General features: G+C 58.2%; 21 protein-coding genes. 17 read left to right on the plus strand and 4 right to left on the minus strand.

Annotated features, from left to right (window positions below; genetic code table 11):
- The first annotated feature begins 53 nt into the window (after nucleotides 1-53).
- From G449_RS0105770 to G449_RS16210, 16 genes are all read left to right on the plus strand, one after another.
- Complete coding sequence (locus tag G449_RS0105770; RefSeq protein ID WP_022658365.1) at nucleotides 54-2171, plus strand: molybdopterin-dependent oxidoreductase; 2118 nt, start codon at nucleotides 54-56, stop codon at nucleotides 2169-2171.
- A gap of 89 nt (nucleotides 2172-2260) precedes the next feature.
- On the plus strand, nucleotides 2261-2767 hold the full coding sequence (locus G449_RS0105775; RefSeq protein ID WP_022658366.1) for a 4Fe-4S dicluster domain-containing protein: 507 nt from the start codon (nucleotides 2261-2263) through the stop codon (nucleotides 2765-2767).
- Nucleotides 2768-2930: 163 nt separating this feature from the next.
- Nucleotides 2931-3305 carry an NADH-quinone oxidoreductase subunit A gene (locus tag G449_RS0105780; protein WP_022658367.1) on the plus strand — a complete coding sequence of 125 codons (375 nt, stop codon included), beginning with the start codon at nucleotides 2931-2933 and terminating at the stop codon, nucleotides 3303-3305.
- Entirely contained in the window at nucleotides 3293-3835 is a 543-nt protein-coding gene (locus G449_RS0105785; RefSeq protein ID WP_081640480.1) for an NADH-quinone oxidoreductase subunit B, read from the plus strand. The genes G449_RS0105780 and G449_RS0105785 overlap by 13 nt, the downstream gene beginning before the upstream one ends.
- The gene (locus G449_RS0105790; protein WP_022658368.1) at nucleotides 3817-4377 is read left to right on the plus strand and encodes an NADH-quinone oxidoreductase subunit C; all 561 of its coding nucleotides are present in this window, start codon (nucleotides 3817-3819) and stop codon (nucleotides 4375-4377) included. Before G449_RS0105785 ends, G449_RS0105790 begins: the two co-directional genes overlap by 19 nt.
- Nucleotides 4370-5680 carry an NADH dehydrogenase (quinone) subunit D gene (nuoD, locus tag G449_RS0105795; protein WP_022658369.1) on the plus strand — a complete coding sequence of 437 codons (1311 nt, stop codon included), beginning with the start codon at nucleotides 4370-4372 and terminating at the stop codon, nucleotides 5678-5680. The genes G449_RS0105790 and nuoD overlap by 8 nt, the downstream gene beginning before the upstream one ends.
- 78 nt (nucleotides 5681-5758) lie before the next feature.
- Nucleotides 5759-6727 (plus strand): NADH-quinone oxidoreductase subunit NuoH, encoded by a 969-nt coding sequence (gene nuoH / locus G449_RS0105800; protein WP_027180741.1) that lies wholly within the window; start codon nucleotides 5759-5761, stop codon nucleotides 6725-6727.
- 14 nt (nucleotides 6728-6741) lie between these two features.
- On the plus strand, nucleotides 6742-7431 hold the full coding sequence (gene nuoI / locus G449_RS16185; RefSeq protein WP_022658371.1) for an NADH-quinone oxidoreductase subunit NuoI: 690 nt from the start codon (nucleotides 6742-6744) through the stop codon (nucleotides 7429-7431).
- Between the two features lie 165 nt (nucleotides 7432-7596).
- Nucleotides 7597-8184: an NADH-quinone oxidoreductase subunit J family protein gene (locus G449_RS16190; protein WP_022658372.1), complete on the plus strand. Its 588-nt coding sequence runs from the start codon at nucleotides 7597-7599 to the stop codon at nucleotides 8182-8184.
- Complete coding sequence (gene nuoK, locus G449_RS0105815; RefSeq protein WP_022658373.1) at nucleotides 8181-8483, plus strand: NADH-quinone oxidoreductase subunit NuoK; 303 nt, start codon at nucleotides 8181-8183, stop codon at nucleotides 8481-8483. The genes G449_RS16190 and nuoK overlap by 4 nt, the downstream gene beginning before the upstream one ends.
- A gap of 2 nt (nucleotides 8484-8485) precedes the next feature.
- Nucleotides 8486-10414 (plus strand): NADH-quinone oxidoreductase subunit L, encoded by a 1929-nt coding sequence (gene nuoL, locus G449_RS0105820; RefSeq protein ID WP_022658374.1) that lies wholly within the window; start codon nucleotides 8486-8488, stop codon nucleotides 10412-10414.
- 18 nt (nucleotides 10415-10432) lie between these two features.
- Nucleotides 10433-11926: an NADH-quinone oxidoreductase subunit M gene (locus tag G449_RS16195; RefSeq protein ID WP_022658375.1), complete on the plus strand. Its 1494-nt coding sequence runs from the start codon at nucleotides 10433-10435 to the stop codon at nucleotides 11924-11926.
- A gap of 295 nt (nucleotides 11927-12221) precedes the next feature.
- A complete protein-coding gene (locus G449_RS18615; protein ID WP_034605166.1) occupies nucleotides 12222-12611 on the plus strand; it encodes a hypothetical protein in 390 nt (129 codons plus the stop codon).
- Nucleotides 12554-13729: an NADH-quinone oxidoreductase subunit N gene (locus G449_RS16205; protein ID WP_245559832.1), complete on the plus strand. Its 1176-nt coding sequence runs from the start codon at nucleotides 12554-12556 to the stop codon at nucleotides 13727-13729. The genes G449_RS18615 and G449_RS16205 overlap by 58 nt, the downstream gene beginning before the upstream one ends.
- Nucleotides 13730-13803: 74 nt before the next feature.
- On the plus strand, nucleotides 13804-14937 hold the full coding sequence (locus tag G449_RS0105835; protein WP_022658376.1) for a sulfite exporter TauE/SafE family protein: 1134 nt from the start codon (nucleotides 13804-13806) through the stop codon (nucleotides 14935-14937).
- Between the two features lie 160 nt (nucleotides 14938-15097).
- Nucleotides 15098-15727: a hypothetical protein gene (locus tag G449_RS16210; protein WP_022658377.1), complete on the plus strand. Its 630-nt coding sequence runs from the start codon at nucleotides 15098-15100 to the stop codon at nucleotides 15725-15727.
- 136 nt (nucleotides 15728-15863) lie between these two features.
- On the opposite strand, the gene G449_RS0105845 is transcribed toward G449_RS16210, so the two are convergent.
- A complete protein-coding gene (locus tag G449_RS0105845) occupies nucleotides 15864-16958 on the minus strand; it encodes an NADH:flavin oxidoreductase/NADH oxidase (protein ID WP_022658378.1) in 1095 nt (364 codons plus the stop codon).
- A gap of 155 nt (nucleotides 16959-17113) precedes the next feature.
- On the opposite strand from G449_RS0105845, the gene G449_RS0105850 reads away from it, so the two are divergent.
- Complete coding sequence (locus tag G449_RS0105850) at nucleotides 17114-18415, plus strand: serine hydrolase domain-containing protein (protein WP_211215141.1); 1302 nt, start codon at nucleotides 17114-17116, stop codon at nucleotides 18413-18415.
- Nucleotides 18416-18565: 150 nt separating this feature from the next.
- On the opposite strand, the gene G449_RS0105855 is transcribed toward G449_RS0105850, so the two are convergent.
- The 3 genes from G449_RS0105855 to G449_RS0105865 all read right to left on the minus strand — a co-directional run bounded on the left by G449_RS0105855 (nucleotide 18566) and on the right by G449_RS0105865 (nucleotide 22498).
- Nucleotides 18566-19435, minus strand: coding sequence for an MBL fold metallo-hydrolase (locus G449_RS0105855; protein WP_027180743.1), 870 nt, complete (start codon nucleotides 19433-19435; stop codon nucleotides 18566-18568).
- Between the two features lie 57 nt (nucleotides 19436-19492).
- Nucleotides 19493-20101, minus strand: a complete 609-nt coding sequence (locus G449_RS16215; protein ID WP_022658380.1) for a rhodanese-like domain-containing protein — start codon at nucleotides 20099-20101, stop codon at nucleotides 19493-19495.
- 369 nt (nucleotides 20102-20470) lie between these two features.
- Nucleotides 20471-22498: a response regulator gene (locus G449_RS0105865; RefSeq protein ID WP_159060441.1), complete on the minus strand. Its 2028-nt coding sequence runs from the start codon at nucleotides 22496-22498 to the stop codon at nucleotides 20471-20473.
- Nucleotides 22499-22627 lie beyond the last annotated feature (129 nt).

Genomic DNA, 22627 nt, shown 5'->3' on the forward strand with positions numbered 1-22627 from the left:
CCCGATGTGACACGGCAGATGACAATATCACTTACTCGCACGAGAGAAGCACTATGGGCAGTATGCAGTTGGTTCAGAGTGTATGCGGAATGTGCACCGCAAGGTGCCCAATTTCTGTAGAAGTAAAAGATGGTTCCGTGGGTATGATTTACGGCAACCCGCACAGTCCCCTCAAGGGTGCCTTGTGCGCGCGCGGCGTGGCTGGAAAGGCCCTTGAGCGCGAGTCGGAGTGCCCGCAGAGCCCGCTTATTCGCGTTGGCGAGCGGGGCGAGGGCAAGTGGAAAAAGGTTTCGTGGGAAGAAGCCTTTGACTATGTTGCGCAAAAAATTGCCGCAGTGCAGCAGCAACACGGCAAGGAAGCCGTATTGTGGTCTGACCGAGATGGCCCCTTTACCGACCTGTACCGCGCATTCATGCGCGGCATCGGTTCGCCCAACGTCTGTACGCACAGCACCTCGTGCGACCTCAATACCCACCACGCCAGCAAGGCTGTCATGGGCCTCGGGCGCGGCATGGCCGTGAACGACTTTGCCAACTGCAAGCACATTGTACTGCAAACGCGCAACATTTTTGAAGCTATCAACCTTGGCGAGGCCAGAATCGTCATGCAGGCCCTGCGCGAAGGCTGCAAGCTGACGGTCATTGATATCCGCCACAATGTTTCGGCCTCCAAGGCCAATGATTTTCTGCTTGTCCGCCCCGGTACGGACTACGCCTTCAATCTGGGCATCATCAACACGCTTATTACCCGCAAGCTCTACAACAAGGATTATGTGGACGCCCACACCACGGGTTTTGCCGAACTGGCCGAATTTGTGGCTCCTTATACGGCGGAATGGGCGGCCGAGCAGTGTCAGGTCGATGCGCAGGCCATTGTGCGCCTTGCGCAATCGCTTGCCGCTGCGGCTCCCCATGTGATCTGGCATCCCGGCTGGATGACCTCGCGCTACGGGGATTCTTTTCAGGTTGCGCGCACTGCTCTGGTCATTACGGCCCTGCTGGGCGGCGTGGGCGTCAAGGGCGGCATAGTGCCGGGCCGTACCCCCAAGGAATGCGGCAAGGCCGGGCTCAAGAAGTTTACGGATCTTTTCCCCGCGCCCAAGGGCTTGCGCGCTGATGGCCTTGGCGTTGACAACAAGGCATTCGACTCCGGTAAGGGCTTGCTGCACAAGGCTTTTGAAGCCATCAGCAATCCTCCGCAGGGGGCAGCTCCGGTCAAGGCTTATATGTGCTGGCGGCACGACCCCTTGCAGGGCTATCCCGATCCCGATGCGCTGCGCAAACGCTTTGACGGCCTTGACCTGCTTGTGAGCGTCACGTTCTCCTGGTCAGACACTGCATGGTATTCAGATGTAGTGCTGCCGCTCTCCACCTATCTTTCGCGCGAAAGCATCATTGCCACCAAGAACGGCCTCAAACCGCAGTTCTTTGTGCGCAACCGCGTTATCCCGCCGCGTTATGACACCAAGGCCGACTGGGAAATTATCGGCGGTCTGGCAAAGCGCCTCGGGCTTGATCCGCTGGTTTTTGAAAGCGCGGAGGACGTGTGGCGTTTTCAGCTTGAAGGAACAGGCCTCACCAGCGCGGACTTTGCCGAAAAGGGCTTTGTTTCGCTCACCAGCGATCCTCTGTATGTGGATCTGGCAAATTATTCCTTCCCCACTGCCTCGGGCAAGGTGGAACTGACCAGCGATGGCTACGGCAAGGGCAGCGGCCAAAACATGCTGCCCCCCTATACGCCGCCCGTTGCGCCGCCGGAGGGGGCCTACCGCATTACCTTTGGGCGGGTGGCCGTGCATACACAAGGCCATACCATCAATAATCCGCTGCTGCTTGAGCAGGTTCCTGAAAATACCGTGTGGATCAATAACAAGAAGGCCAAGGCCGCTGGCATCAACCCCGGCGACCGGGTGCGCGTGCGTGATGCCGCAGGCAAATCCATGGGCGAGGCCGGGGTCAAGATCACCTCTGCCATTCATCCCGAGGCCATTTTTGTGGTGCACGGCTTCGGGCACGACCTGCCTTGCGAAAGTCGGGCCATCAATCAGGGTATCTCTGACAGCAAGTGCCTGCGCGGCGGCTTGGGCATGCAGGATATGGGCGGCGGCGGTCTTGCCATGCAGGAGCATTTTGTCACGCTGGAGAAGGTGGCCGGTTCCGGCGCTGCCTAGGCGGACTCTGCCTATATTGTCAAAGGCATGGCCTGATACTGCAAGGAAATTTACGGGAACAACCCACCGAGCCGCGTGGGAGGATGGTTATGAGCAAATATATTGTCATGCACAATTCGGCGGATTGCATAGGCTGCAAGGCCTGCGAGGTTCAGTGCCGCAGCCTGCACAACGGCGGCCCGGGGGCTTTTTTCTGCCGCGTTCTTTCCGTTGAGCAGACAGAACCCAAGCCCGCGCTGGGTTTTGTGTACACCTCGTGCTTTCACTGTGAAAATCCCTGGTGCGTCAAGGCCTGCCCTACAGGGGCCATGCGCCGCAGAGACGATGGCATTGTCTATGTGGAAACCTCGGCCTGCGTGGGCTGCAAGGCCTGCATTACCGCCTGCCCCTGGGCCGCGCCCCAGTGGAACGCCCAGACCGGCAAGGTGGATAAGTGCGACCTGTGCCGCGACCGCATTGATCAGGGCCTCAAGCCTGCCTGCGTAACAACCTGCGCCATGAGCTGTCTGCAATTCTCCACGCCGGATGCGGCCAGTCAGGAGAGGCGGCAGGAATTTGCCGGGCAGATGCAGCGCAACAGGCCTGTTGTCCGCTAGAACGTGTTTTGTTCTCTGCGGTGCCTTACAGGGCCTGCGGCAGAATGTTCAGGTTGATTGGCGGCGGCTCTGGCAGGAGACGCCGGTGACGGAGCAGGGTCGTGCGATTGTTCGGCCCTGCCTGCCCGGAATATGACGAAGACATTCAACAAGGTGGCTTTTTATGGTGCCTACGGTTGCCGGAGAAGAGTATCTTGCCATTCTGCTGCTGCTTGTTATTGCGCTGCTTTTTGGCGTGCTTACGTTGTTTTTCGGGCGGTTTTTCCGCATGCGTCGGCCCTACCGCGAAAAGCTCATGCCCTATGAGTGCGGCAACGAGCCAACCGCCGAGCCACGCACGCGTTTTTCCATCAAATTTTATTACGTTGCCATTCTTTTTGTCATCATCGATGTGGAAGCCATCTTCCTCTACACTTGGGCAGTGGAGTTTGTGCATCTGGGCAGCCTTGGGCTGGCGGAAATGCTGACCTTCATGACCCTGCTGGTGCTGGCCTATGCCTATGCCTGGAAAAAGGGGGCCTTTGAATGGGTGAAGTAGAAACTCGCACCGCCGCGCATGGCGACCAGCCGCCTGTGGTGCACAAGGACGGCCTGCGGTTTTTCCCCGGCGCCAACGCCGTGCTTGGGCCGCTCAACGCCCTGGTCAACTGGGGCCGTTGCGGCTCCATCTGGCCAGTGACCTTTGGCCTTGCCTGCTGCGCCATCGAAATGATGGCTACAGGCGCGTCAACGCACGATCTTGACCGCTTTGGCATCATCTTTCGCGCCAGCCCCCGACAGGCAGACTGCATGGTGGTGGCCGGAACCCTGAGCAAAAAAATGGCCCCGGTGCTACGCAGGGTTTATGACCAGATGCCCGAGCCGCGCTACGTGCTCGCCATGGGCAGTTGCGCTTGCAGCGGCGGGCTTTTTCAGTCGTATGCCGTAACTCAGGGCGTGGATCAGATTATCCCGGTAGACGTCTATGTGCCGGGCTGCCCCCCGAGGCCGGAAGCGCTTTTTGATGGCTTTATCAAGTTGCAGGAGAAAATTAACAAGGAGCAATTTCGATGGAGTCCCTGGAGATAGCGCGTCTGCTGCGTGAGGCTTTTCCGCAGGAAGTGCTCGACATACAGGAGTTTCGTGGGCAGACGGCAGTGCTGCTGCGCCACAGTCGCATCCTTGATGTGCTGGTCTACGCCAGGGAGCATTTTGACATGATGCACCTGCGCTCGCTCTGCGGGGTGGACAACAGCCGCCGCAAGCAGGAGGGCCTTGGCGCGTTTGAGGTCGTCTACAACCTGTATTCCGTGAATCAGCGCATTGCCCTGCGTCTGCGCGCCCAACTGGACGATCCCGGTGCGGGCATTGATTCCGCCGTGCCCTTGTGGCCTGTGGCCAACTGGCTTGAGCGCGAGGTCTTTGACCTCATGGGCATACACTTCAAGGGGCACCCTGACCTGCGCCGCATCCTGTTGCCTGATGACTGGCAGGGCCACCCCCTGCGCAAGGCCTATCCTGTGCGCATCCCCTCGCGCGGCGTGCCTGAATGGTCTGGCCTGACCGAACTGCGCGAACACGCCAGGGCGGCGGACGCCCTGAGCTGGCAGGGGGGAGAAAAGCATGAGTGATATCCTCAAACAGAGCATTGAATGCCCTGTGCGTCACGGCCAGCCTGTGGGGCGTCAGAACATGCAGGAACTGCTGGGCAGGGAACTGCCAGAAGACGCTGACGACTTTGACTGCTTTGACGAAAGCGATGAGGATCGCACCAGCCTGCGCCTCGGGCCGCAGCATCCCGCCACGCACGGCGTGTTGCGCCTCGACCTTGAGCTTGAGGGTGAAACCATTTTGAGCTGCGACCCGCAGGTGGGGTATCTGCACCGTGGCTTTGAAAAAATGGCCGAGACCTTCACCTACGCGCAGGCCCTCACCCTCACCGACCGGCTGGATTACATCGCCGCCATGTCCAACAACACGGGCTACTGCCTTGCGGTGGAAAAGCTGCTGGGCGTGCAGGCTCCGCTACGGGCGCGTTACATCCGCACCATTGCCTGCGAGATGTCGCGCCTGTGTTCGCATCTGCTCTGGCTTGCCACCCATGCGCTGGATATCGGGGCCATGACCGTCTTTCTGTACTGCTTCCGCGAACGCGAAATGCTGCTGGATCTTTTTGAAGACCTCTGCGGCGCGCGCCTCACCCTGACGTATCCGCGCATCGGCGGCGTACGGCAGGACGTGACAGGGCGCTTCATGGAAGGTTTGCAGGATTTTCTCAATATCTTCCCCAAGCGCATACTTGAGTACGAAACCCTGCTCGATACCAACCGCATCTGGTTGCAGCGCACGGTGGGCGTTGGCGTGCTGAACGCCAAGGAAGCTCTTGCTCTCGGCCTCACCGGGGCTTGCCTGCGCGGCTCTGGCGTGGATTACGATGTGCGCAAGCACGAACCCTACGATGCCTATGATCTGGTGGATTTTGAAGTGCCGCTGGGCAGCGATGGCGATATTTACGCCCGCTACCGCTGCCGCATGGAAGAAATGCGCCAGTCTGTGCGCATTCTGCAACAGTGCGTGGATCAGCTCCCCCCCGGCGCGACCCTTGCGGCAGACGCCCCCGACCTGCTCATGCCCTACAGGGCGTGGCGCAGCAAGGCTGAAACAGCGCTTTTTGGCGGCAGCCTGCGGCAGGTCATGCACGATAACAATATCTATATGCCCGGCGATGTGTACGTAGCCACGGAGGCCCCCAAGGGCGAGCTTGGCTTCTACTTTGTGAGCGACGGCAGCAGCAGGCCTTACCGCATGCATGTGCGCGGCCCGTCGTTTATCCATATCGGCGCGCTGGCAAGCATTGCCCCGGGCGGGCTTATTGCCGACCTTATCGCCAATATCGGCAGCATGGACGTGGTGCTGGGAGAATCTGACCGGTAAACCAAGGGGCAGACTGCAAGGCCGATGGCTGCGCAGGGCAACCGGGTTTACGGCTACAACCAATCTGGCAGGGAAACCATGAATGTTCTGGTAATTGTGCTGCAACTTGTCGTGCTTCTGGTGGTCGTGCTGCTGCATGTGGCCTATGCCACATACTTTGAGCGCAAGGTCATCGGCCATATGCAGATGCGCATGGGCCCCACCCGCGTGGGCTGGCTTGGGCTGCTGCAACCCATTGCGGACGGCATCAAGAGCTTTTTCAAGGAAGACATCATCCCCTCGGCGGCAGACAAGCCCATTTTCATGCTGGCTCCGATCATCTGTCTGGTGCCTGCCTTTGCCTCGCTGGCAATATTGCCGTGGGCCGAGGGCTGGGCTTTGTCCAACATCAATATCGGCCTGCTTTTTGTGTTCGCCATGAGTTCCCTTGGCAGCTACGGGGTTGTGCTGGCGGGTTGGGCCTCAAACTCCAAGTTCAGCTTTCTTGGCGGGTTGCGGGCCTCGGCGCAGGTAATCAGTTATGAAATCGCCATGGGCCTCAGCCTTGTGGGCGTGATGCTGCTCTCCGGTTCGCTCAATCTGGGCGACATTGTGGCGGCGCAGGGTGATTCGTTTTTCGGCATGTTCGCCTTCCGTCAGTGCATCGGCTTTTTCATCTTTTGCGTTGCCATGCTGGCAGAAACCAACCGCGTGCCTTTTGACCTGCCCGAGGCGGAAAGCGAGCTTGTTTCCGGCTATTGCACGGAATACAGCGGCATGCGTTACGCCCTGTTTTTTATGGCCGAATACACGTCCATGTTTGTGATGGCCACGGTGGGCGTTGTCTGCTTTCTGGGCGGCTGGCGCGGCCCGGTGGAAGTGGACTTTTTCCCGCCGTTCTGGCTGGTGCTCAAGGTCTACGGCGTCATGTTTTTCTTTTTCTGGGTGCGGGCCACGTTGCCGCGTTACCGCTACGACCAGCTCATGGCCCTTGGCTGGAAGGTGCTTATCCCTCTGGCGCTCTTCAATATTGTGATTACCGCCCTGGGCAAGGCCCTAGCCTCTTGATGAGGAGAGCAAAGATGCAGATTCAGTACAAAGCGCCCCGCAACTGGCTGCAAACCCTGTTGCAGACAGAAATAGCCCAGGGCATGGCCCTGACCTTGCGGCGCATGTTCAATCGCCCCATCACGCGGCAGTACCCGGAAGAAAAACCCGTGGTCGCCGCGGGTTTTCGCGGGCGGCACGCCCTGGTGCGCGATGCCGCAACCGGCGAGAGCCGTTGCGTTGCCTGTATGCGCTGCGCGCGGGTATGCCCCTCGCACTGCATACGCATCCGCTGGAGCCGCGCCGCAGATAACAGCCGCGTCGTGGATGCCTACAACATCGACGCCCTGCGCTGCATTTTTTGCGGCTACTGCGCGGAGGTCTGCCCGGTGAACGCCATCGTGCTGACGGAAGTCTATGCTTACGCAGCCAACGGGCGTTCGGCCTTCATGTTCGACAGGCAGGCCCTGCTGGACAATTGGGACGACTTTGCGGCGCAAAAGGGCGACATGAAAGGCTATGTGAACCCCCTGTGCCGCCCCCGCAACATGCCCGAGGGCGCGCTGGCGCATACCAAGCGGGTTGCGGTGGATGCGGAATGGAGCGGAGCGGAGCAGTGGGTGGGCAAGAATCACCGTGCTGCGCAGGTTCGCACGCAATATGCGGAGCCGACCCCGAGCGCGCCCGGCCATGGTCAGACGAATCAGGACGGTGCTGCGCAATGATCTGCCAAAAATCTGTGTTGATCTGCGGCAATGCCCGTACGTTGCAGGCCTCCTTGCCCGTAGCGGAAAAGGCATGCACGGCAGGACGGGCGGTGAGCGTGGATGACAGGCCTCCTTGCCGAGGCATCCCGGAACAGAGCGCAAGTCCACTGCGGAGGTGGAGCGGTGTTTGGTGAAATATTCTTTCTATACTGCGCCTTTGTCATAACCGTGTGCGGCGTGCTGGCTATCAGCCTGCGCAATCCCATTCACTGCGTGTTGCTGGTGCTGCTGCTGTTCTTCCACATGGCGGCGGTCTACCTGACCTTGCAGGCCGAATTTCTGGCTGCCATACAGATCATCGTCTATGCCGGGGCCATCCTGGTCATGTACCTTTTTGTGCTCTTTCTGGTGAACCTGCAACGCGAGTTGCGGCTGCCTGCCCTGACCCCCAAGCCCCTCGTGGGCTACGCGCTGGCTGCTGCCCTGTGCGGCGGCATGCTCTGGGGCGTGGCTGGCTTTGTACCGGGCGGCAAGGGCCAATGGCCCCTTGAAGCCCTGCGCGAGGTCACGCACACCAAGGCCTTGAGCCGCGAGCTGTTCACCAACCATTTTCTTTCGCTGGAAATTGCGGGCGTGCTGCTGCTGGTGGCTCTGGTGGCTGCCCTGACCCTTGCGCGCAGGCAGCCCGTGTGCACACCCACCCCGGCGCAGGCCGAAAACAAGGCCTGCCCCTGCGTGAGCGGCAACAAAGACCAAGGAGGCGCGGCGTGATTCCCCTTTCCTGGTACATGGCGCTGGCAGCAGTGCTTTTCTGCATAGGCGTGGCCGGATTTCTGACGCGCCGCAACATCATTGTGATGCTGCTCTCTCTTGAATTGATGCTCAACGGCGTCAACCTCAATCTGGTGGCTATGAGCTATTTCATGGACGCTCTGCGCGGGCAGGCTTTTACCATTTTCATCATCACCGTTGCCGCCTGCGAGGCCGCAGTGGGGCTTGGCATTGTCATCTGTCTGTTCCGCAGCCACAAAAGTGTGCGTAACGAAGACATAACCACGATGCGGGGGTAAACATGCCAATATATTTGCTGCTTATTCCTCTGTGCCCGTTGCTGGCCTTTGTGCTCACCCTGATCTGCGGCCGCCAATGGGGTGAGCGCGCCCACTGGCTGCCCATTGCGGCCATTGGCGTCTCGCTTGTCTGCGCCTTGCTTGCCCTGCGGGATGTGCTGGCTGGCAATATCGTCAATGCCGATGTGCATACATGGATAGCCTCCGGCAACCTGCGCGTGACCTTTGGCTTTCTGGTGGACCAGCTCACGGCGGTCATGCTGGTGGTGGTTACCAGCGTCAGCACCCTGGTGCACATCTATTCCGTGGGCTACATGCGGGGCGAAAAGGGCTATTACCGCTTTTTTGCCTATCTTGGCCTGTTTTCCTTTTCCATGCTCATGCTGGTCATGGGCAACAACTTCTTGCAGCTCTTTTTTGGCTGGGAGGCTGTGGGGCTTTCGTCCTACCTGCTCATCGGCTTTTATTATGAAAAGGATTCCGCTTCGGACGCGGGCAAGAAGGCCTTTATCGTCAACAGGTTCGGCGACTTTGGCTTCCTGCTCGGGCTGTTCTGCATCTTCACCATCTTTGGCAGCCTGCACTATGCGGACGTGTTGCCCCAGGCTGGAATGCTTGAGGGCATGACCTTTACCCTGTGCGGCTATACGGTCAGCGCGCCCACGCTCATTTGCCTGCTGCTGTTCTGCGGCGCGGTGGGCAAGTCGGCCCAGCTTCCTTTGCATGTGTGGCTGCCCGACGCCATGGAAGGCCCCACCCCGGTGAGCGCGCTTATCCACGCGGCCACCATGGTGACGGCGGGCGTTTTCATGCTGGCGCGCTGCAATGCCCTGTTTGCGTTGTCGCCCACGGCGCTGGCCGTCATTACGGTAGTAGGCGCGGTCACAACGCTCTTTGCCGCCACCATCGCGCTCACACAGACCGACATCAAGAGGGTGGTGGCCTATTCGACCATCAGCCAGCTGGCCTACATGTTCATTGCCTGCGGCGTGGGGGCTTACGGCGCTGGCGTGTTCCACCTGTTTACCCATGCCTTTTTCAAGGCCTTGCTCTTCCTTGGCTGCGGCTCGGTGATTCTGGGAATGCACCACGAGCAGGACATGCGCTCCATGGGAGGGCTTGGAGGGTACATGCCCATTACCAGCGCCACCTTTTTGCTGGCCTCGCTCTCTATCGCCGGTGTGCCGGGGCTGGCTGGCTTTTTCAGCAAGGATGAAATCCTGCTCATGGCCTTCAACGCTGGCACGTTCACGGGCTATCTGGCCTGGGGCGTGGGCGTACTGGTGGCCTTTATGACGGCTTTTTACTCCTTCCGTCTGTATTTCAGCGTGTTTATGGGCCAGTTTCGGGGGACGGAGCACCAGCGCGAGCATCTGCACGAATCGCCGCGCGTGGTCACTGTGCCTTTGCTGGTGCTGGCCGTGGGGGCTGTGACCTCGGGCTGGCTGGGCATTCCGCATGTTCTGGGCGGTTCCAACCACTGGGCGGAGTTTCTCGCTCCGGTGACGGGGCACCCGCACGTGCATGTATCCGGCGCTGTGGAGCTTGGGCTGATGGCTGTTTCCGTAGCTGCTGGCTTTGCGGGCATCGGCCTGGCCTGGCTCATGTATTGCCGCAGCCCGGAACTGCCGGGCAAGGTGGCAAGGGCTTTCAGCGGCCTGTACCGACTGTTTTCGCGCAAGTACTGGGTGGACGAAATCTATGTGGCCTGTCTTGTGCGGCCCACGCTGTGGCTGGCGGATAACCTGTTGCTGGGCGTGGTGGACACGCGCGGTATTGAAGGCGTTGTCAACGGTGTGCCGCGCGCCATCGGCAGACTGTCCACAAGCCTGCGCAAGCTTCAGGACGGGCAGGTGGCGCATTATCTGACATGGCTGGCCGGGGGCGCGGCAGCGCTCTTGCTGGTATTGCAACTGGGCTTTTTTTCCTAACAACGGCGGGGAGATCGCATGTCTGTACCTGTTCTTTCCTTGCTCATCTTTGTGCCTCTGGCGGGTGGGCTTTCCCTGCTGGCTGTTGCGCGCCGCAATGAAGAAACCATCAAGCTGGGCACGCTTGCCGTCTGCCTGATTGAGCTGTGCCTGAGCTTTGTGGCCCTGGGCCGCTTTGATAAAAGCCTGTGGCAGATGCAACTGGTGGAAAACTGCGCGTGGATTGAGAGCCTGAACATCAATTACGCTCTGGGCGTGGACGGCATAAGCGTGCTGTTTCTGCCCCTGACGGCCCTCATAACCCTGATGGGCGTGGCGGTGTCGTACAAAAGCATCAAGGTCAAGGCCAAGGAGTTTTTTATCAGTCTGCTGCTGCTTGAAAGCGCCATGGTGGGCGTGTTTTGCGCCACTGACCTCATGCTGTTTTACATTTTCTGGGAAGCCATGCTCATTCCCATGTTCCTGCTCATTGGCGTGTGGGGCGGGCCGCGCCGCAGTTACGCCACGGTGAAGTTCTTTCTGTACACCCTGCTGGGCAGTTTGCTGATGCTGCTGGGCATCATCCTGCTCTACCTCAAGGGCGGGCATACCTTCGACATCATGGCGCTGGCGCGCAACGACTTTGCCCCCCGGCTGCAATTGCTGCTGTTCTGGGCCTTTTTTGCCGCTTTTGCGGTCAAGGTGCCCATGTGGCCCGTGCACACCTGGCTGCCCGATGCGCATACCGAAGCGCCCACGGCGGCCTCGGTCATTCTGGCTGGCGTGCTGATCAAGATGGGCGCGTACGGCTTTTTGCGATTCTCGCTGCCTTTGTTTCCCTATGCCGCATGGGTGCTGCTCAAGCCCATGCTGGTGCTTTCCGTCATCGCCATTGTGTACGGCGCGCTGGTCTGCCTTGCGCAGGCGGACGTAAAGCGGCTGATCGCCTACAGTTCCGTCAGTCATATGGGCTTTGTGACTCTGGGGCTTTTTTCGCTGACCCAAAAGGGTGTGGAAGGTTCCATTTTGCAGATGATCAACCACGGCATAGTGACTGGCGCGCTCTTTCTGGGCGTGGGCATGCTCTATGACCGCACTCATACACGCGAGATCAAGGTATACGGCGGACTGGCCTCGGTGATGCCTGTGCTGGCGGCCTTTTTTATGGTCTTTACCCTGGCGGCGGTGGGTTTGCCCGGCACCAACGGTTTTGTGGGCGAATTCCTGATCCTGCTCGGCGGTTTTGAACGCGCGCCCTGGGCTGCGGTGGTGGCGTCTTCCGGCCTGATATTGGGCGCGTGGTACATGCTCTGGCTGTATCAGCGCGTGTTTTTCCGTCAGGTGTCTGAAACCGTGCGCGGTCTGGTTGGGGAAAAACTTGATGGGCGCGAGATAGCCATTTTGCTGACCATGAGCCTGCTCATCGTTGGCATCGGCATCTTCCCAAACGTGCTGCTGGAATACATGCACGTTACGGTGGAACATCTGGTGGCAGATACCCAGCAGGCCTTTGCGGTTTTTGCCGCAAACTAGAGCATTTCAACTTTGAAAAGGTTAAATGCTCTACCGCTGCACGAGAGTGCAGCGCGCCACAACGTGGCGTGGATTCTGCCGAAAATCGCATTTTTCGGCAGAATGACACCTTTGAAATGTGAAGCATTTCAAAGGTAATCTGGTCTAGACGACATCGCGGGCAGGGCGGCACGACACTGTTCCGGCCCGCGCACAGGCAATAAATGTTTGCGCCCCCGCCACAGGCCAGCGCATGTCCCAGACAGATGGCGGACAACGTGTCTTGCGGCACGAGGGCAACACCATAGGAGCTATCATGACAGCCATATCCGTAGCGCCTCTTTCGGCCCTGCCATTGCTGAAAGAACTTCCGGCCCTGCTGCCGGAACTGACGCTCTTGGCCACGGCCATTGGCCTGCTGTGCGCCGACATGTTTTTTCCAAGGGCGCGGACTTTTCTGCAATGGCTGACGGTCGTTGGTGCAATAACAGCTTTTGCAGCAATTGTAGCAGTTTCTGCGGGCGGCGGGAGTGTTTCTTTTGACGGAATGTTCCGTGCTGACGGTTTTGGAGCGCTCTTTAAAGCCATTTGCGTAGTAGCACTTGCTTTTACGGCGTTAATGGCGAAAGTTTTTTTTCACATGCCCAAATGCGTCAGGGCGAATATTACTGCCTTGCAGTATGTTCAACACTGGGCATGTGCGTAATGGCCTCGGCTGGTGATCTCATTGTGCTCTATCTGGGGCTTGAGCTCATGGCCCTGCCCATTTATGCGATGGTGGCCCTGCGCACTGGCGATCCGCGCAGCAGTGAATCGGCCATTAAATATTTTTTGATGGGCAGTTTCGCTTCAGCTCTTTTGCTTTTTGGCATGTCCCTGCTGTACGGGCTTACCGGGCATACCGAGCTTGCGCAGATCGCTGCGGCACTGCCTGTTGCCGCAACCGGGCAGACCATGCCCGCCCTGGTAGTTGCTTTGGCGCTTATGCTGGCAGGCATGGGGTTCAAGGTAGCTGCCGCGCCCTTCCACGTGTGGGTGCCTGATGTGTATGAAGGCGCGCCCACAACCGTGACCGCCTTTATGTCTGTGGCGGCCAAAACAGCCAGTTTCGCCGTGCTTGCGCGCGTACTGGTCATGGCCTTGCCGCAACTGGGCGCTCAGTGGAGCGGGGCGTTGGCCTTGATGGCCACATTGACAATGCTTCTGGGCAATATCGCTGCCGTAATGCAGACAAGCCTTAAACGCATGCTGGCGTACTCGGCCATAGCTCACGCGGGTTATGCCCTCTTGGGGCTTGCCGCGTGCACAGCCGACGGCCTGCGCGCCACGGCGGCGTATTTGACCATTTACCTGTGCATGAACATGGGGGCCTTTGCCATCATGGGCTACCTTGCCGTGTACGGGAAAAAACAGGGAAATAATCCGCTGGCTGATGCGGGTGAAGATCTGGATGATTACTCGGGCCTTGCCGCACGACATCCCGCCCTTGCTGCGGCCATGCTGGTTTTTCTTTTTTCCCTGACGGGCATTCCGCCGACTGCGGGCTTTATGGGCAAATTCATGCTCTTTAAAGAAGCCTTTTCGGCAGGGTATACGGTAACGGTGCTTGTGGCTGTGATCAGCAGCACCATTTCCGCATGGTATTATCTTGGAGTGGCACGACGCATGTACATGCAGGAGGCCCCGGCAAATCACCCCGCCACCATACAGGCAGCTTCGGGCGGTGCGGGCGTGAGGGCTGTACTTCTGTGCTGTCTGACAGGTGTGGTGTTGTGGGGCGTGTTCCCGCAGACGCTGCTTTCGTGGGTGCATGTGTTTTTTTAGGAAGCCGCCTCAACTGGCCGCTTTCAGGCATTATTATCCGTTCGCTTGTGCGACGTTGATCGGGAGGAGTTGGAATGAGAAACAAGTGGGTACTTTTCGGCGTGGTGGCTTCACTTCTGGTGTTGACCGCCAGTGTCGCCCTTGCCGCTGACGGCAGTGTGCTTGCCAATGCCATCGCCAAACAGGTGGAAACGGCTCCCAATACCCTCAATATGCAGGCTGAACCCGGCTATCTCGGCATCCCCGGCGGCCCCAAGGTCAACATGATTCTGGCCTTTGGCTGGGCCTTGTGGGTGGGCTGGATTTTCTCCACCGTGGGCGCTTTTGGCGGCGTTATGGCTGGCGTGGGCCACATGACCGTGCACGGCCTTGGCGCGTATGCCAAATCTTTTGGCAAGACGCCCCTTAACAAGTCCGTCACCGACTCCGTGCGCGCCTCCAACCAGATGCTCGCCGGTCTTTCCGCTGTTATCAGCACGTTCAGCTACTACCGCATGAAGCGTCTTGTGCTGCCCCTGGGCTTCGCCTTGGGCCTTGGCTCCATCGTGGGCGCTTTCAGTGCTGTTTCTCTGACTGCCGGCAAGCTGAACTTCTCGTCCTACCAGGGCTATTTTGGCCTCTTCGTGCTGCTGCTGGGCCTGTACCTGATGTGGGAAACCTCCCCCGCCGGTCAGCGCTCCAAGGCCAAGGCCAAGGAAGCCGCCAAGGCTTTTGAAGCTGCCGCCAAGTCCAAGGGCGAAGGCGTTGTTGCCCCCACGGGCGTGAAGCTCATCAAGTTCTCCATGACCAGCTGCCAGTTCACCTTCTGCGGCGTGGAATTTGCCTTCAACCCCCTGCTGCCCTTTTTCGGCGGCGTGGTTATCGCCAGCATCGCGGCCTTTTTGGGCGTGGGCGGCGGCTTCCTGCTGGTGCCTTTCATCACCAGCGTGACCCAGCTTCCCATGTACCTGGCTGCCGGTACCTCCGCTCTGGCCGTGCTGCTCAGCATGATCACCGGTATCACCACCCTCATGCTGCACGGCGCGCTGGTGGACTGGAATCTGGTCGGTCTTGAACTGGCCGGTATTGCCGTGGGCTCCATTGTCGGCCCCTACACCTCGCGTTTCTTCTCCGAAATCTGGTTGAAGCGCCTGTTCATCGTGCTGGCCCTGTACGTCGGCACCGACTACATCCTGCGCGGCTTCTTCAACATCAAGATGTTCGGCTAGTATTCCGGCTATGTCCGGAACATGCTGAAAACATGAAAAACACTGCATCCCCCTGGCCTGCCCACGGGGATGCAGTGTTTCCTTTTTACAACAGAATGGTAATCTGCCCGTGCGCAAGGGCGTAGAATCAGCCCGGCGCGAAATACGGAGCCTCTGAGATATGGAACAACTTCTAGTCTGGCTTGATCCTTTTTTTGTGCTGCCGTACCGCATGGTGCCGCAGCCCGAGGCAGCCTACTTTTTGGGAACAGCAGTTCTTGCGCTGGTGGCGGGCCTTATAGGCATTGCCACACTGCGCATGGCCCAGCGCATGCACCGCAAGCGCCTGAAAAAATTGCAGGATGACATGCGGCACTACCATGAACTGAGCGAATCCGCCCTGCAGAACTCCGGCAAGGAAGCCTTCAAGGCCGTAAACCGCCAGGGGCATGAGGCTTTTGGCTATTATTTTTCGCTCAGCAACGCCCTGTTTGTGGCTTCGCTGTGGCCCGTTCCCATCATGCTGGCCTGGATGCAGTTGCGGTTTGGCATGATCAGCCCTGAGCTGCCTTTTTCCTTGCCGCTGTTTGGCAATCAGCCGAGCATGGTTTTCTGGTTCATTCTTTTTTATATACCGCTGCGGATGTTCAGCACCAAGACCATCACGCGCTGGCAGTTGCGCAGCGGGGCGGCCCCGCTGGAAACCCAGATCGTAAACAGCCCCGAGGCCAATGCCGGAGCAGAACCTCAGGCCCAGCCGCAAGCGCAGGCTCAGCCGCAAGCGCCGGCCCACAAGGTGGACGCACCCTAGTCGGATATGTTCCGAGATCCTGCGCCGGGAGCAATCCCCACGCGGTATTGATCTGGCTGGTCAATGCAGAAGGCCCCGCATCAAATAAAGATAGCGGGGCCTTCTGCATTAGAGTGTGCGCTGTGGAAATCAGCCCTTACGCAAAAAGATCCTTCACGTTATGCGGCTTGCTGCGCAGGTAGGGCGACGGCCCGGCAATGGTCTGCCCAAGAGCGGCAGCGGCATGCCAGGGCCAGCGCGGATCGTAAAGCATTGCGCGGCCAATGGCCACCATGTCGGCCTGCCCTGTAACCACAAGACTTGAGGCCAGTTCCGGCTCTGTGATGAGGCCCACGGCAATAACAGGAAGCTCGCTCACTGCGGCCTTGACCGCCGCAGCCAGCGCCACCTGATAGCCGGGCGCAAGGGTAATCTTCTGGTCGGGCGAAAGGCCGCCGCCGGAAACGTGTATGTACGCGCCCCCTGCCTTTTCAACTGCCCTGGCAAAGACAGCGCATTCTTCCGCATTCCAGCCGCCTTCGGCAAAGTCGGTGCCGGAAACGCGCACGCCCACCGGGTAATTGGGCGGAACAACAGCGCGTACCGCTGCCAGCACTTCCAGCGGAAAGCGCATTCTGTTTGCGAGGCTGCCGCCGTAGGCATCGGTGCGGGCATTGCTGAGGGGCGAGAGGAATTCGTGCATAAGGTAGCCGTGGGCCGCATGCAGCTCAATGGCGTCATACCCGGCGCGCACAGCGCGCTTTGCTGCAGCGACAAAGGATTCTGTAAGGCGGGCAATGTCTGCCGCCGTGAGTTCAGTTGGTTTTTGATGGCCCGGGGCATAGGGCAGGGCGGAGGGGGCGCATATTTCCCACCCGCCGTTCCCGGGCATGAGCGGCTTGCCGCCTTCCCAGGGGAGTCCGGTAGCGCCCTTGCGTCCGGCATGCCCAAGCTGGATGCCGATGGGCGTGGAAGAATAGGAGCGGATGGAATCGAGCATGGCCTTGTGGGCGGCTTCCTGCGCCTCATTCCACAGACCGAGATCCTGCGGGGATATGCGCCCTGGCGCTTCCACAGCCGTAGCTTCCACAATGAGCAGCCCGGCGCCGGAAACGGCAAGAGTGCCGTAGTGCATGACATGCCATTGCACGGGGCGGCCCTCTTCTGCCGAGTATTGATCCATGGGGGGGACGACTATCCGGTTGGGCAGTGTCAGCCCTTTGAGTTTGATGGGAGAAAAGAGTGGATTCATGGTGTCCTCCTGCTTGGTTTTAATCCTAGCGGAATGCTTTTTCTTTGTTAAGCGTCCAATGCTTGTGAAAAGTGTGCCCGGTATTTACATATGTGACCAAAAATGGCTCTATCAGCAGAAATAGGGCAGGGCAGTTTTGCCTTCGGGGAGGATGCGTGCAGAAGCAGAAAAAAATAATGAATTTGTTTGCGGGCAAACTGGCGTCCCGGTTTGTTGCCCTGCTGATTGTTGCCCTTTGCGCCTTGGTTCCGGCTGGCAGCAGCGCCGCCAACGCCGAAAAGCCAGCCGATGTGGCTTTGGCCCAGCGGCTTGATGCCGTGTTGAACAAGGCTGTGGCCGAGGGCCGCATAGTGGGGGCTGTGGTCATGGTTGCCCGTCAGGGGCAGGTGGTCTATGCGCGGGCTGTGGGCATGGCCGATGTGGAAAAAGGCACCCCCATGAGTCCGGATACGCGCTTTCGGCTGGCCTCCATGAGCAAGCCCATTGCGAGCGCCGCAGCACTTGCTCTGGTGGAGAAGGGCATGATCGCTCTGGACGATCCCGTAACCCGCTGGATCCCCTCCTTTACCCCTGCGCTTGCGGGCAAGGCGGATCCGGTCATTACCGTGCGGCACCTGCTCACGCACACTGCCGGGCTTTCTTATGGATTTTCGGAGCCGCCCGATGGCCCCATGGCGCTGGCCGAAGTTTCCGATGGACTGGATGACCCGCCCATCACGCTGGAAGAAAACATCTGGCGGCTTGCCACGGTGCCGCTTTATTATGAGCCGGGTACAGACTGGAAATACTCCCTTGCCATTGATGTGCTGGGCGAAATCGTATCACGGGCTGGCGGGGACAAGCTGCCCAATGTGGTGCAGGAGCTTGTAACCGGGCCGCTGGGCATGACGCACACAGGCTTTATGGCAGATGATCCTGACCTGCTTGCCGCACCCTATGTGTGGGCCAATGGCAAGGCCCAGCGCATGGCGGAAACTGAAATTGTGTCCAATGCTGTTTCCGCAACGCGCTTTCAGCCGGGGAGGGCGCTGGACGAACAGGCCTTTCCCTCCGCCGGGGCAGGGATGGTTGGAACAGCGGCAGACTACCTGAAATTTCTCGAGGCCGTGCGCGAAAACGGCGGCTCCATCCTCAAACCGGATACCGCGAAGGCCATGACTGCCGATCAGGTCTGTCCCATATTGTCGCAACGGCTGAGTGTAACCGCAGGTAAAACCAACGAAGTTGTTGCGCCGGGCTGGGGATTTGGTTTTGGCGGCGCGGTGCTGCTACACCCTGAAGAGGCGGAATACCCCGCGGGCCAGAACACCTGGAGCTGGAGCGGCGCATACGGAAGCCATTTTTTCATGGATCGCGCCAACGGCATATCCTTTGTGGCGCTTACCAATACCACGCCTACGGGGATGGCGGGGCCGTTTGCGGTTGGCCTTGCAAGGGCAGTGTACGGCAAAAAGTAGCCCAAATTACAAGGCCCATGCTCTGTCGCAAGCCTCCTTCTTTTTGACGCTCCGGCCTTAGTCAGGCATGTTCTCAAAGCCCCTTCGTCCATTCCGGCATGCCGGTGGAAGAAGGGGCTTTGTCTGTATGCTGGATATTTGTCCTTGGTCTTACATGCGGTTCAGGGGCAGTTTTACAAATTGCAGGCCGTTGACGGCCTTGCCGAATTTTCCTGTGCGCATGTTGGCCTGAAGGGAGGGCAATATGAGCGGCGGCACAGCCTTGCCGTTATCGTCCGCCTTGCGTTTTGCCACAAATTCGGCCTTGCCCACTTGCAGGTTCAGCCGCACGTTGGCGGTTTTCTGCTCGCCAACGGTTGCCATGCACTGCGGGCCTCGCACACCCTCAGGCGGGTAGTCATGCCCTACATAGATGCGCAGGTCGTCGGGCAGGGCAAAGAGCTTGCGGGAGGAATCATACGAATCCTCGGCGCTGCCGCCAGGGAAGTCGCACCGGCCTGAACCCACATCGGGCAAAAAGATGGTGTCGCCCACAAAGGCCGCATTGCCCACAATATAGGTGGTGTCTGCGGGGGTATGCCCCGGCGTGTGGATGATTTTTGCGGGCATGTCGGCAATGGTGAATTCTTCATTATTTTCAAACAGATGGTCAAAGGCCGAGCCGTCTGCGGGCGTGTCCTCCTGCGTTTGAAAGATGGGCGTCCAGGTGGAAATGATATCCAGCATGTGTTTGCTGATGGCTATTTTCCCGCCCATCTTTTCCTTGATATAGCTGGCTGCGGTGACGTGGTCGGCATGGATGTGGGTTTCAAGAATCCACTCCACCACAAAGCCCTGCTGGCGGACAAAATCAATAACGGCATCGGCAGAAACAGTGGATGTGCGGCAGGCGTGAAGGTCAAAATCCAGCACGCTGTCTATAATGGCGCAACGCTTCTGGGCATCGGTTGCAGACCAGACCACATATGTCCAGGTAGCGGTAACGGGGTCAAAAAATCCGCGCACGTTGGGTGCAGACATGGCGAACTCCTTTGCAAAAAGCTAGGGTGAAAGTTCCGGCACCAGGGGGAAGCAGCATTACTGGCAGCTTGCGCCGGGGCTTTTGCCGGCGCCAATGGGGCAGGCGCCGCCAGAGCAGCCCTTTTTGTTCCAGGGTGCGCGTGTGAGCAGCAGCGCGAGGCCGCACCAGTTGGTAAGGCCGGAAAATACCTGCCCGCAGCCAATAAAGAGCGCGCCAACCAGAAATGCCTTGTGTACAAAAAGCCCCAGCAAAACGAACAGGGCTGTGAGCGCCCCGGCCACAAGGCGCACCTGCCTGTCCAGCGTGGGTGAGGTTTCGCCTGTTTTGGGCAGCGCCTGTCCTGTGGTGGGGAATCCAGCTTCCTTGCAGGCCGCAAGGCCGCCTTCAATAACGGTTATGTCCGCAAATCCGGCTTCGGCAAATTTGGCCGCCGCCGTTTGCGCACGCTTTCCGCTGGCGCAAAGGGTATAAATGGGGGTGTCTGTCAATGCCCCGCTGCGCAGGGCAACCATGTGAGGATCAAGCTCCGTCACCGGGGCCAGCATGGTCGGAAAGTCGAGGCGTTTTTCTGCAAATTCCATGGGGGTGCGCACATCCACTATGAGCGCCTGCTTGAGGTCTTTTTGCCGCAGGGCTTGCGCGCTGATGCTCTTAATAGTTGTCATCATGGCCTCCTTCGGGGGACAGCCTCCGGTTGGAAGGGTATGAAGATCCGTTTATAGCCGTATCTGTGGCTTGCCGCATATGGTGCAGTCCTGCACATAATACCTCACTATGGGCAGACTGCAAAGCAGCAAGAGGGGACACTATAGTAGTTGACTACTTTACGTTCTTTTCAGGTAATCATGTTTCCGGGGGGTGCAAGACCCGATTGGAAAAGTCACATTTTTATAATGCGCCCTGCATAGCTGTGATAGTTACAACAATGTGATTTATGGTTGCACTGTGGGTGGAAAACAGTTCAGACGCAAGCTGGCAGGGAGGGATGAAGGGTTTTTTTCTGAAAAGAGAGCTTCTGACGGGCTGGCGAGTTTTTAATCCGGCCTGTGCAAAGGCGCGTCAGGCGTGGGGGAAAGAAGCTGCCCAAGAACTGAAAACATCTTGCTCATAACAACCGGTTTTTCCAGAAATTCGTCCATGCCGGATTCAAAGGCGTTCTGTATTTCATCGGCAAAAACATTGGCGGAAAGCGCCACAATGGGGGTGTCCACATCAAACTCCCGTATTTCGCGGGTGGCCTGATAGCCGTCCATCACAGGCATGCGAATGTCCATCATGATGATGTCGTAATTACGGCCTTTGGCCTTTTCCACCCCTTCGCTGCCATTGAACGCCTGCTCGCACAACATGCCTTCACTTTCTAGCATTTCTTTCAGGATTTCACTGTTGATGACGTTGTCTTCGCAGATGAGGATCTTCCTTCCCTTGAGTGAGGCTGCGGCGTGCTGCTTGCAATTTTTTTTGTGGAAAGCGGTAATATCTGCGGCGGTGGCTTTTTTGTGGGGCAAAATCACCGTAAAGGTCGTTCCCTGGCCCGGCGCAGATTTGCAGGTGATGTTGCCCCCAAGAATGTCGACCAGATTTTTTACAATGGCCAGCCCAAGCCCGCTGCCTGCGCTGGAAACATGATCTTCCTGCGTGAACGGGGAGTACATTCTGGCCTGAAATTTTTTGCTGATTCCCGGCCCGTTATCAGAAATAACGTGGGTTACAACAAGACTGTCGGCATTTTCACCGCTGATGTCATTGCGCCATGTTATGGTGCCGCCGGGTTGCGTGTATTTGACTGCATTGTTCAGAAGGTTGACGATAATCTGCTGAACCTTGCGCGTATCGATCTGCGCATGGCAGGTGGTTGCTGTGCAGTTGAAATGCGTTATGAATGTGATGTTTTTTGCCTCCGCCTGGGGCCTGATGATGGACTCAATGCTTTTTGCGCTATGTGCGCCAGTGCAAATTGTAGGTATAACGTCTATTTTTCCGTTAGAGAGTTTTTGCAGGTCAAGAATGTCAGAAAGAATGGCAAGCAGAAAATTTGAACACGCCTTTATGGTGGAGAAGGCCTTGGTGAGGTCAGGCTCCCTGTGCTTTTTTAGCTCAAGATCTGAAAAACCCACAATGGTGGCAAGGGGAGTGCGCATATCGTGGCTCATGCGCAAGAGAAAGTCCGACTTTGCGCGGTTGGCCTGGCGTTCTTTCTTCAGCGCTGTGTGCAGCTTGGCATTGAGATCCACTACGTCTTTGCGCAACATGTATTCACTTGTGACATCTTCAAAACTGCCCACAAGGCCTACAATTTTTCCGTCTTCATAAAGTGGGCTTTTGCTGGCTACAATGTGGCGGTTTTCGCCCTTGCAAAAACACATGCCGGGAACCCGCGTGGTGTTTTCGCCCTGCAACACTCGCAGTTCATCATTTTTGTATGGGTCGGGGTCGCTGTGCCAGCCCATGTCTTCATCATTTTTGCCCAGGAGCACCTGCTCGGAATCAAAGCCGTAATATTCCAGAAAAGCCTTGTTTACGCCGATAAAACGCCTTTCAGCGTCTTTCCAGAAGATTGCAGCCTGGGTGGTGTCCAGAATCTTTTGCAGCAGAACCTGGTTTTGCCGGTTGTGCGCCAGGGTCTCCTTTTCAGTGGAAATGTTGACAAATGCCAGTTGCAGAACTTTTTGGGGAATAACCCAGGAGAGACTGACGCGAATCCATCTGACGTGCCCATCTTGCGGGCGCAGTCTGCACTCCAGAGGCGGCACGGCCTTGCCGGAGGTGAACATTGCCAGCATGTGTTCTACCCTGCACACGTCGGCACTGTGAACATGCATGAGATCACTGGCGTGGAAGCACTTGCTCGCCTCACTCCCCGATGTGCCTGTCATGAACAGCGCCTCGCTGTTCATGTAGGTGCAGTGAAGCGTGGCAGGCCCCTGCGTGACCTTCATGCGGATGATGCCGATTGGAATATCAGACAGAACATCAATCGGCTGCTGTTCTGCGGCAGAAATCCACAGTACGCAAACGTTTTCTTCAATCCGCTGGCAGCGGCAATCAAGGAAGCAATGCATGGTTTCGCAAAACACTGTCCATTCTTCCGCAATATCCTGGGAGAGCGATTTGTTCAGGTGCTCCCTGTTTTCGATAATTTTTTCTAAGCTTTCAAAGTCAGCGATTTTTAGGCGCTCAGTAAATCTTGT

Source organism: Desulfovibrio desulfuricans DSM 642 (assembly GCF_000420465.1).
Lineage (GTDB): Bacteria > Desulfobacterota > Desulfovibrionia > Desulfovibrionales > Desulfovibrionaceae > Desulfovibrio > Desulfovibrio desulfuricans.

Bases quoted from the DNA above. Each gene is read 5' to 3' on its own strand.
- nuoL (WP_022658374.1), top strand. From the start codon at position 8,486: ATGCCAATATATTTGCTGCTTATTCCTCTGTGCCCGTTGCTGGCCTTT.
- G449_RS16210 (WP_022658377.1), top strand. From the start codon at position 15,098: ATGGAACAACTTCTAGTCTGGCTTGATCCTTTTTTTGTGCTGCCGTAC.
- G449_RS0105770 (WP_022658365.1), top strand. From the start codon at position 54: ATGGGCAGTATGCAGTTGGTTCAGAGTGTATGCGGAATGTGCACCGCA.
- nuoI (WP_022658371.1), top strand. From the start codon at position 6,742: ATGCAGATTCAGTACAAAGCGCCCCGCAACTGGCTGCAAACCCTGTTG.
- G449_RS16205 (WP_245559832.1), top strand. From the start codon at position 12,554: ATGCGTCAGGGCGAATATTACTGCCTTGCAGTATGTTCAACACTGGGC.
- G449_RS0105790 (WP_022658368.1), top strand. From the start codon at position 3,817: ATGGAGTCCCTGGAGATAGCGCGTCTGCTGCGTGAGGCTTTTCCGCAG.
- nuoH (WP_027180741.1), top strand. From the start codon at position 5,759: ATGAATGTTCTGGTAATTGTGCTGCAACTTGTCGTGCTTCTGGTGGTC.
- G449_RS16195 (WP_022658375.1), top strand. From the start codon at position 10,433: ATGTCTGTACCTGTTCTTTCCTTGCTCATCTTTGTGCCTCTGGCGGGT.
- G449_RS0105845 (WP_022658378.1), bottom strand. From the start codon at position 16,958: ATGAATCCACTCTTTTCTCCCATCAAACTCAAAGGGCTGACACTGCCC.
- G449_RS18615 (WP_034605166.1), top strand. From the start codon at position 12,222: ATGACAGCCATATCCGTAGCGCCTCTTTCGGCCCTGCCATTGCTGAAA.
- G449_RS0105835 (WP_022658376.1), top strand. From the start codon at position 13,804: ATGAGAAACAAGTGGGTACTTTTCGGCGTGGTGGCTTCACTTCTGGTG.
- G449_RS0105785 (WP_081640480.1), top strand. From the start codon at position 3,293: ATGGGTGAAGTAGAAACTCGCACCGCCGCGCATGGCGACCAGCCGCCT.
- G449_RS16215 (WP_022658380.1), bottom strand. From the start codon at position 20,101: ATGACAACTATTAAGAGCATCAGCGCGCAAGCCCTGCGGCAAAAAGAC.
- G449_RS0105855 (WP_027180743.1), bottom strand. From the start codon at position 19,435: ATGTCTGCACCCAACGTGCGCGGATTTTTTGACCCCGTTACCGCTACC.
- G449_RS0105865 (WP_159060441.1), bottom strand. From the start codon at position 22,498: ATGCATTGCTTCCTTGATTGCCGCTGCCAGCGGATTGAAGAAAACGTT.
- G449_RS0105775 (WP_022658366.1), top strand. From the start codon at position 2,261: ATGAGCAAATATATTGTCATGCACAATTCGGCGGATTGCATAGGCTGC.
- G449_RS0105780 (WP_022658367.1), top strand. From the start codon at position 2,931: ATGGTGCCTACGGTTGCCGGAGAAGAGTATCTTGCCATTCTGCTGCTG.
- nuoD (WP_022658369.1), top strand. From the start codon at position 4,370: ATGAGTGATATCCTCAAACAGAGCATTGAATGCCCTGTGCGTCACGGC.